General features: G+C 40.5%; 9 protein-coding genes. 5 read left to right on the top strand and 4 right to left on the bottom strand.

Annotated elements, in window-relative coordinates; genetic code table 11:
* Nucleotides 1-828 precede the first annotated feature (828 nt).
* Nucleotides 829-1,425, top strand: a complete 597-nt coding sequence (locus EI161_RS12115) for a hypothetical protein (RefSeq protein ID WP_192524922.1) — start codon at nucleotides 829-831, stop codon at nucleotides 1,423-1,425.
* A complete protein-coding gene (locus tag EI161_RS12110) occupies nucleotides 1,422-1,775 on the top strand; it encodes a hypothetical protein (protein WP_192524921.1) in 354 nt (117 codons plus the stop codon). The genes EI161_RS12115 and EI161_RS12110 overlap by 4 nt, the downstream gene beginning before the upstream one ends.
* 15 nt (nucleotides 1,776-1,790) lie before the next feature.
* On the opposite strand, the gene EI161_RS12105 is transcribed toward EI161_RS12110, so the two are convergent.
* On the bottom strand, nucleotides 1,791-2,060 hold the full coding sequence (locus tag EI161_RS12105) for a DUF1289 domain-containing protein (protein WP_192524865.1): 270 nt from the start codon (nucleotides 2,058-2,060) through the stop codon (nucleotides 1,791-1,793).
* 186 nt (nucleotides 2,061-2,246) lie between these two features.
* Here EI161_RS12105 and EI161_RS12100 point away from each other — a divergent pair, with 186 nt between their 5' ends.
* The 3 genes from EI161_RS12100 (at nucleotide 2,247) to EI161_RS12090 (ending at nucleotide 5,782) form a co-directional block, all read left to right on the top strand.
* Entirely contained in the window at nucleotides 2,247-2,864 is a 618-nt protein-coding gene (locus EI161_RS12100; protein WP_192524864.1) for a YqiA/YcfP family alpha/beta fold hydrolase, read from the top strand.
* 137 nt (nucleotides 2,865-3,001) lie between these two features.
* Nucleotides 3,002-4,888, top strand: a complete 1,887-nt coding sequence (gene parE, locus EI161_RS12095) for a DNA topoisomerase IV subunit B (RefSeq protein ID WP_192524863.1) — start codon at nucleotides 3,002-3,004, stop codon at nucleotides 4,886-4,888.
* A gap of 198 nt (nucleotides 4,889-5,086) precedes the next feature.
* Entirely contained in the window at nucleotides 5,087-5,782 is a 696-nt protein-coding gene (locus tag EI161_RS12090; protein WP_192529661.1) for a lysophospholipid acyltransferase family protein, read from the top strand.
* Between the two features lie 148 nt (nucleotides 5,783-5,930).
* On the opposite strand, the gene EI161_RS12085 is transcribed toward EI161_RS12090, so the two are convergent.
* The 3 genes from EI161_RS12085 to EI161_RS12075 all read right to left on the bottom strand — a co-directional run.
* Nucleotides 5,931-6,599, bottom strand: coding sequence for an SDR family NAD(P)-dependent oxidoreductase (locus EI161_RS12085; RefSeq protein WP_192524927.1), 669 nt, complete (start codon nucleotides 6,597-6,599; stop codon nucleotides 5,931-5,933).
* Between the two features lie 700 nt (nucleotides 6,600-7,299).
* A complete protein-coding gene (locus EI161_RS12080; RefSeq protein WP_192523871.1) occupies nucleotides 7,300-9,003 on the bottom strand; it encodes a mechanosensitive ion channel in 1,704 nt (567 codons plus the stop codon).
* 47 nt (nucleotides 9,004-9,050) lie between these two features.
* The coding region (locus tag EI161_RS12075) for an IS30 family transposase (RefSeq protein ID WP_192524905.1) at nucleotides 9,051-9,257 on the bottom strand (207 nt) is incomplete at its 5' end.

Here is a 9,257-nt window from a genome sequence, read left to right as displayed (position 1 = left end):
CAATGGTAGTGTGGCTCCGGCCATGTGAGAGTAGGTCATCGTCAGCTCTCTATTCCTAGATAAAGCCCCCTAACTTAGTTGTTAGGGGGCTTTTCTTTGTCCACTATTTCTATATATCTACAATACGACCTACCACCCAATCCTATTTAAAGTATTGGCTCTTGCGAACGGGGAATTGACATGCAATTTCTTGTCAGTTCTCAGTTCTCAGTTCTCAGTTCTCAGTTCTCAGGTCATCGTCAGCTCTCTATTTCTTAATAATTCACTTATAAAAAATTGCGATGTGATTTTTTTGTTCAGGATTTAAAAATGCATAAATATTTTCCAAAATACAGCGTGTGCGATATCGTGTTTGTTGCTATATTAACGATTAGTATTATTTTAAATTAGGTTCATAGGTATTAGCAGGACCTTTAATTAAGATAGAAATAAGTTTTAACTTGGAAGAACGAAATGTTATTTTGTGAAAACTGTCATCAAGCTGCTACTCATGTTCTTGTGGATTATCGTCATAATATTATTGAACCTTTTGAGTTTTACTGCTCTAAGCACGCTTTCAATGATGGACGAGAGGAATGTCCTTGCTGTTATACCTTTGCAATAGAGGTGTACGATGAAACAATTGATAAGTATATAGAGCTTTTACCTACCTATCCTTTAGGAACACTAGATTATGAAGGCTGTTGCTGTCAACATCCTTAATAGTAGGTAATATCATAATCTAGCAAGTTTCTTTATAGAAAAGAGTGATACGTTCTTTTCTTATTTTTTAATTGACTATTCTGTCTGCTAAAGTGTGCGTAATCTCGTTAAGGAGTAATAATACAGATGCCGTTTAATGAAATAATGACTGACACCATAAAAATCTTAAAGCAAAATGGAGAGGTAGTTTCAGATATTAAATCTAGCGTACAAAAAAATAAAATTTTCATCCAACGCTCTGACATTCTTGTAGAAATAGGTGACTTAATCCAGCGTTCGATGAGTAATGGAGCAGAAGAAACATACAAAGTTATCGACCCAGGCTTTCATGAAAAACTCCATAGTATTCCTGCTGGTTATCAGATGGATGTGATTAAACTTGGTCTTCCTGAGGCAAAAGCTGCCGTCCAGCATGTTACTTATAATATATCTGGAGTAAACAATCGCTTTAGTCAAAATTCAACAGATAACTCTGTCAATATTGTAAATTCGAATTCAGAGATCCAAGAGCATATAGTTGCTTTGCGTGATGAAATTAGTAGATTAAACCTTTCCAAAGAAGAGCAACGGGCATCTTATGAAGTTATTGATGCAGTTGAAGCTCAATTTGGAGATGGTAAACCAAGTAAAGCAGTTGTGCAAATGCTTCTAAATGGACTACCTAATGCAGGAAGTATTGCTACAATTAGTTCATTTTTTCTTTCTTTATTGGATAAATTATGAAACTAGATGATTTCGTTGCAGAAACATTAAAGCAGATTATTAAAGGGGTGGTGGCAGCGCAGGAGTATGGCCAGACTCACAATGCTAATATAAACCCTGCAACAGCAGTATTTAATAGTGCTGCTGAAGGACAAGCATTTTGCCAAGAGACTGGAATTTTATTACAAAAAATTGGATTCGATATAGCAGTTACAGTAAATGAATCTCAAACTGCATCAAATGATGGAGAGTCTGTAGGCTCTATTTCTGTATCTTCAACAAGCTCAAACAGTCTGCAGAATAGTTCAGTAAGTAGAGTTCAATTTGAAGTTCCGATACTATTACCCACAACTAGCAAGAAGTCTAGATAGAAAAAAATTTAATAACTATTTTTCTTTAAACAACTCCCCAATTTCAACTACTTCTTCAAAATCAAACCCTAACTGCTCACCTTTACGCTGGCGCATCTGCTCAATACGCTGCTTGCGTCCTGCGATTAGCCTTAACACCTCACGGCGCTGCTCGTTAGTCATCTCATGCCACAATTGACGCTCCTTACGACTGCGCAGACAGCCAAAGCAGTAGCCCTTTTTATTGCTGGTGCAAACGCTAATACAGGGATTGGTAATCTCGAACAGCTCAATCTGCTGGCTCATGGCATCTCCATTGCTAGTAATATCATTCCTTTGGTTTGCACAAACCGACCGTTACGCTACTATTATGTCGCAAATAATGAATAGTAGTGTGCCATTTTATTATTACTGTTTTTCTTGCGCTGGTGCTATGCTTGATTTGATTTAAAAAAACAATCATAACGACATAATAAGTAAGTGAGAGGATACGTGAACATTATTTATATTCATGGGTTAGACAGTGATGCCAATTCTACCAAAGGCATTTTATTAGAAGAGTTTTGCGAGAAATATTATCCTGATATTACCGTCCTACGCCCAGATTTAAACCAACCTCCTGAGCAGGTCTTTGGCTATTTGACTGACTTGGTTGCTGAATTGAATAAAGATGACAGAGCCGTATTGGTCGGCAGCTCATTAGGCGGTTATTTTTCTACCTTGGTTAGCAACCATACAGGCTGCCCAGCGTTATTATTAAATCCTAGTACGCAGCCACATATTACGTTGCAGCGGTTTTCTAGGGAATTAGCTTTAAAAAATGATGTCAACGATGAGGATTTAAGTAGTCAGGTTCTCCACTCGACAGCTGGAGGTTGGGATATTACTAATGCAGATTTGCAGTGGTTTGAAGCGCATCAATTATCAGCTGTTAATTATCCAAATAAAGTTTCTGTTTTAATTAAAGAAGGTGATGAGCTATTAAATCCTGAACTGTCTAAAATATTTTATCAAACGCAAGGAGCGACGGTCACTCTACAAGCGGCTGGCGATCATCGATTTAGCGATTTTGGTGAACAGCTTCCGCTGGTTATTAGTATGCTAAGATAATTGGTATAGTTGTCATCAGCGTTTGAAACAGACGACATTATATGACGTAAGCGACTGACTATTAACGTTACCGTCGCTATTTTTCGTTATAATGGTTGAATAGAATTAATCGCACATAAATAGTTAAGGATGCATTTGTGAGTCAATATAATGCGCAATCGTTAGAAGTTTTAGAAGGACTAGAGCCAGTCCGTCGTCGTCCAGGCATGTATACCGATACCACGCGTCCCAATCATTTGGCACAGGAAGTCATCGATAACTCCGTTGATGAAGCGCTGGGCGGTTATGCCAAAGTTATCAAAGTTCAATTGCATAGTGATGGATCGTTGTCAGTTGAAGATGATGGTCGCGGTATGCCAACCGATATTCATCCTGAATATGGTCAATCAGGTATTGAGCTGATTTTTACTCGCTTACATGCGGGTGGTAAGTTTTCGACCTCTAATTATGAAGTATCAGGTGGTTTGCATGGGGTTGGTATTTCTGTTGTAAATGCCTTATCCACACGAGTCGAAGTAACCGTTTGGCGTGATAGTACGCAGTTTAATATGGCGTTTGAAAACGGCGCACCGGTAACGCCTTTAACAGAAAGTATAAGCTCGAATAAACGTAAAAGAGGCACTAAGGTGCATTTTTTGGCGGATGGTAGCTTTTTTGATACGCCTAAGTTTAATGTCAAGCAGCTAAAGCACAATCTAAAAGCCAAAGCTGTACTAGCAGCAGGATTGACGATTGAGTTTGTCGATGATATTAACAATGAAAAAGTTGTCTGGCAGTTTACCGACGGCGTTGTTGAATATTTAAACGAGCAATTAGACGGGCTTGAAACACTGCCGTCTGAGCCTTTTTATTATCATTATGAGGCTAAAAAGGGTGAGCGTGCTGGTATTACTTTTGCGCTATCTTGGTTACCTGATGGTGGTACGCCCATTCAAGAAAGCTATGTGAACCTGATACCAACGGCTCAGGGTGGTACGCACGTTAACGGCTTACGTACAGGTATTTTGGAAGCGTTACGTGAGTTTTGTGATATTCACAACTTACTGCCACGCAGTGTGAAGCTGACGGCAGAAGACGTGTGGGATGGGGTTAATTATATCTTGTCACTTAAGTTTTCTGAGCCGCAATTTTCGGGTCAAACCAAAGAGCGCTTATCGAGTCGCGAAGCGGCTGGAGCGGTGCAAACGTTGGCAAAGGATGCGTTTAGCTTGTGGTTAAATCAACATGCTGATTTGGGTACGCAGATTGCAGAGCTGGCGATTAATAAAGCCGGTCGCCGCCTCAAATCGGCTAAAAAAGTAGCCCGTAAAAAAATTACTCAAGGTCCAGCGTTACCTGGTAAGTTGGCAGATTGTCGCGGTGATTTACGCGATGGGGCGGAGCTATTCTTGGTAGAAGGCGATTCTGCTGGTGGTAGTGCCAAGCAAGCGCGCGACCGCCATTACCAAGCGATATTACCTCTGCGGGGTAAGATTCTAAATACGTGGGAGGTATCGTCTGATACGGTTCTTTCGAGCCAAGAGATTCATGATATTGCTATCGCCATCGGTGTGGACCCAGCGTCGGATGATTTATCTGAGTTGCGCTATGACAAAGTATGTATTCTAGCGGATGCCGACTCTGATGGTCTGCATATCGCCACATTAATTTGTGCGTTATTCGTCAAGCATTTCCCAGCGTTGGTAGATGCGGGTCACTTATTTGTGGCCATGCCGCCATTATACCGTGTCGATGTCGGTAAAGAAGTGCATTATGCGTTAGACGAATCTGAACTTGAGCATATTTTAGCCAACGTACCTGGCAATAAAAAAGCCCAGATTACACGCTTTAAAGGACTGGGTGAAATGAGTGCCGAGCAGCTACGCGAAACGACCATGAACCGAGATACGCGCCGCCTCGTACAATTGGATATGGATGATATGGTTTTGACCAATAGTGTGATGGATATGTTGTTGGCTAAAAAGCGCGCCGCTGATCGTAAATCATGGCTTGAAAATAAAGGTAACTTAGCGGATATCTCATAAGGAGTTTTAGGAGGTTATTGTTTATCCGTCTTACTGATATAGTCAGCTCAATGTCCAAGCAATACAGCTAGGCTGAGATACTTTGGTTCATATAGAGGACACGACCTAAATAGTTGGGTAATAAAAGTCTATAAAATTCAATCTAGTAGCATAAGCTTAGTGGTATTATATAGGTATCTTTTATTATGTAGTTTTGCTATGACATCAAAGTTTTTTATGCGTTCTAAAGCGGCTGCTTTTCAATCTGCACGCTCTAAAATATTACCGGTACTTAGCAAAAAACAGCTGGGTAATTTAGTTCCAAAACGCGGTAATAAATTCGCGCCAGTGGTTGCCTCGGCTTTGTTAAAAGCGGCGGGCTGGCGTACCGTTGGAGAGATTCCAAATATATCGCAGGCAGTGGTATTGGCATTACCACACACGTCGAATGTCGATGGAGTTTATGCCATTCCAAGCTTGTTTGCCTTAGATTTGAAAATTAGCATTATGGGCAAACATACTTTATTTAAGTTGCCTGTGTTTGCTCAGCTATTAAACTGGATCGGGGTCATTCCTATTAACCGTGGGAATAAAGGCTCAGTGCTACAAGCCAGTATTGATAAGTTTAAAACTGGTGAGCCATTGTTTTTAGGGTTAGCACCAGAGGGTACTCGTCAATATACTGAAAACTGGAAAACGGGTTTTTATTATTTAGCAGTGGGAGCTGGTGTGCCAATTTTGCCAGTAGCGCTAGACTATAAAACCAAAGAGATACGTTTTATGTCTCTGGTCTATCCTAGTGGCGATATCGACGCTGATTTACCAAAAATCTATGCTCAGTATAAAGGGGTAATGCCTAAACACCCTGAGCGCTTGTCACAGCCGCTACAGGACGTAAATAACGCCGCTGACTAACATTTTTAAAATATTGATTGTTGGTCAGGGTTTATGAGTTTTCAACACGCGCTATATTTATCATTAAAAAACCCCTCGACATAAAAGTGTCGAAGGGTTTTTCGTTTAAGCCTATATTTTTATTTCCAATAAATTTCTTAGCAATTGGCTAATTGCTGAAAGTACTAACACCGCCGTCGACAGGTAGGTTGATGCCAGTGATCATGGCAGCGTCATCGCTGGCTAAAAACATAACCGCAGCTGTCACATCAAAAGGTGTCGCTGCCTTTCCTAATAAAGCGTGCTCTATAAATGGGTTTGCGCTGTTATCTTTAGTGACTAACCCTGCTGCGACCGCGTTAATACGTACATCGTTTGGCACATTTTCTAATGCCAGTTTTTTTGTGGCTTCAGTCAAGCTTTGCTGTTGGGTTTTATAGGCATCGATACTCCAGTCAGCAGGTATATCGGTTAGCGTCGACACATTAACGATATTACCTTTGGTTTTTATCAGCTCTGGAACGACTGACTCATGGATACCGATAGCAGTATCTATATTGATCATCACGTCGATATGCTTGTATTTTTCTAATACATACTCTATTAGTTTTGCCGTTTGGGTTGGGTCGTTAATATCACTGGTGACGGTAAGGTGGTTGCCTGTGTTGATCCATGTATGGTCTTGCGGCAAGTCCTTATAGATATACTCTAAGATTTCATTATTAAGGCCAACAATTATACAATTAGCCCCTTCGCGTGCGAACCTAAGCGCCGTTTCACGACCAATATCTGAATCTGCACCTGTTACGATAACCGTCTTTTCTTTAAAACGCTTCATATTATTCAATCCTTGGTATTATATGATGGTCATCAAATAAAATTAATAGATATATCTGATAAATGTAATCGAGCGCAGTCTATAGATAAATCTGCGCGTAAGCTATGCCGCTTTGCTATCATCATAGCAACTCAGTGCTGCGAAAGCGACTGTGTCCAATATCTTGTGTGTCGCTTAATTTTTACGGCCATCAAGTCGCTGTCATGTGTAAAGCACCTACGTACTATAGTTAAAATACTTTAAAAACGCTACGATACTGCGGGTATAGTTTTTTTGCAGCCTCTGTCTGCGTAGGCACAGCAAGCAAGAAAAAACGGTACCTGCAGTACGTGATGTAGTGATATTACTTCTCACTGACTATACAGCTCATTCTAAATAAAATCGATACGTTAGTAATCCTGTGCTACTGGTGCTAATTTTTCTTGCTGGCTGTTCGCACACGTTAGCGGATCTAAAAACCCTCAATTATCAATAGGGGACGCACTACTGCGCTTGGCAATATCAATACCAATTGCCTTTGGGTAAGCTGCAGCTATTGGAGCTGATAAAAATAAACCATAGATTGAATAATGAGTATTTTTGAGTCGCAGTAATAAATCACTTCAATAATAAAGTACGTTATATGCTCGCATAAAAAAAGACAGCCTAGGCTGTCTTTTTTATCTAACAAATCATATTTAGACTAAAGCGTTATGACTGCTTATTTATTATTGATATCGTCGTCAAGATCGTTACCAGGTAATAAATGGTTGTCATTATCAATGACGCCGTCGTTGTGGATAGCATCGTTATTGATGTCATCAGTATTAACACCAGTCGTCGTATCGACTACATCGGTACGTAAGTCGTTCGTCGGCGTGTTTGTAGCAGTAGGTGTGTTATCACGAACTGAATCAGCAACTTTATCTTGAGTTGATGATTTTGGCGTCAAAGCAGATTTTACTTTTGCTTCGTCACGCTCTTTGTCCATTTTATCCTGCATTTTGCGTAGGAAACGAGCTGCTGCTTCTTGTCCACCAAGACCAAATGATAGGGCAAAGGCAACGGCTACGGCACCTAGTGTTAGACCAAATGCTAGGTTAACAATAGAGTCAGCAATACCCATCGCTTTTAGACCCATGGCCAGTACTAAGCCCATGATCAATACACGTACGATGTTTGCTAGGAACTGTGAACCTTGCTCAGAACGCTCAACGACACCAGCGATGATGTTGGCAAGCCAGAAACCGATAAACAGGATAATCGCGCCTAGGATGATATTGGCACCGAAAGCGATAAACATAGTAATGATCGCTGAGATAGGCTCAAAACCTAATAAGTCAGCAGCTGCGATAGCGGCAAACAGCATAGCAAAGAAGATAATCGCATAACCAACAAGGTCAGAGATTTTCTTGTCGCCCATCGTTTGCTCTAAACCAACTTTCGCAGGTAATTGATTCACTTGGGTGTTTTCAAGTAGACCTTTGATGATGTTAGCAACCATACGTACAACATAGAAGGTTACGACTAGAATCGCTGCAGCCATAAAGATATTTGGCAGTGCTTCCATGATTTTGTTTAGCATGTTTGTTGCAGGACGAGCAATCACATCAATTTTTAGGGCGTTTAATGCCGCAATAATCGTTGGGATAATAACCACTAAAAATGCCAATGAACCAGCAATATTAGGTAGGCTGTTCTGCTCGTTCAAACCCGCTTTTGCCGCAAGTTCTTGGACATTAAAGGTAGAAACAAGGTTGGTCACGATGCCGCGTACCACTTTAGCAATGATATAACCGACAACAAAGACCACACCAGCGATTAGGATGTTAGGGATAAAGCTAAAGATTTTATCTACCATATTAGTTAATGGAGCAAACAAACCATCAAGCTCTAATTGACCCAATACCATGGTCAAAACGACCAATAAAATGAACCAATAAACCATATCAGCAATGGTACTGCTCATTGGTTTTACGCCCGCTTTAGCACTTAAACGCTCATCCATAGTCGTTTTAGCCAGTGCAGCGTTGATGCCTGTGCGTGCAACGGTAGCCAAAACCCAACCAATAATACCCACAGCGATAGCGCCGATAAGATTAGGTATAAATACCAATACTTGGTTGACCATATTTGCGAATGGTGTAGAAATTGAGTTCAAGTTCAATTGGTTCAACGCCCCAGAAATCGCGATGATAAAAATAAACCAAAATACAATTTTGGAGATAATACCTTCTAAATCGTAGGTTTTACCGGTTGAAGAGTTCATACGTTGATTAAGATTGACCTTAGAAAGTACACCACGCACTAATGCTGCGATGCCTAGTGCGACTAGCCAACCAATAATAAATATTAAAATAGCACCGATGATGGAGCCGATAGGCCCACCAAGATAACCGTTAAAAGATGCAAACATTGGATTCATTTTATCCTCCTTTAATCATCACTTAGATTAACACACCAAGTGCAACGCTAAATTATATTATAGAACACCTGATTGGGCGTTTTAAACCCTAAGCGTTTTCTTGGTCTGTTGTTTAGTTTATTCTCAATGTCCTGTATCTCATTATCAGAGACTTGTCTAAAGTCACAACCCTTAGGCAAGAACTCTCTGATTAATCCGTTGGTATTCTCGTTGGTTCCTCGCTGCCATGACGCATAAGCATCGGCAAAGAAGAA

The sequence above is a fragment of the Psychrobacter sp. FME5 genome (assembly GCF_014861375.1).
Classification (GTDB): Bacteria; Pseudomonadota; Gammaproteobacteria; order Pseudomonadales; family Moraxellaceae; genus Psychrobacter.
Note: the sequence above shows the minus strand (reverse complement) of the source record. Positions and strands in the feature narration are given on the sequence as shown.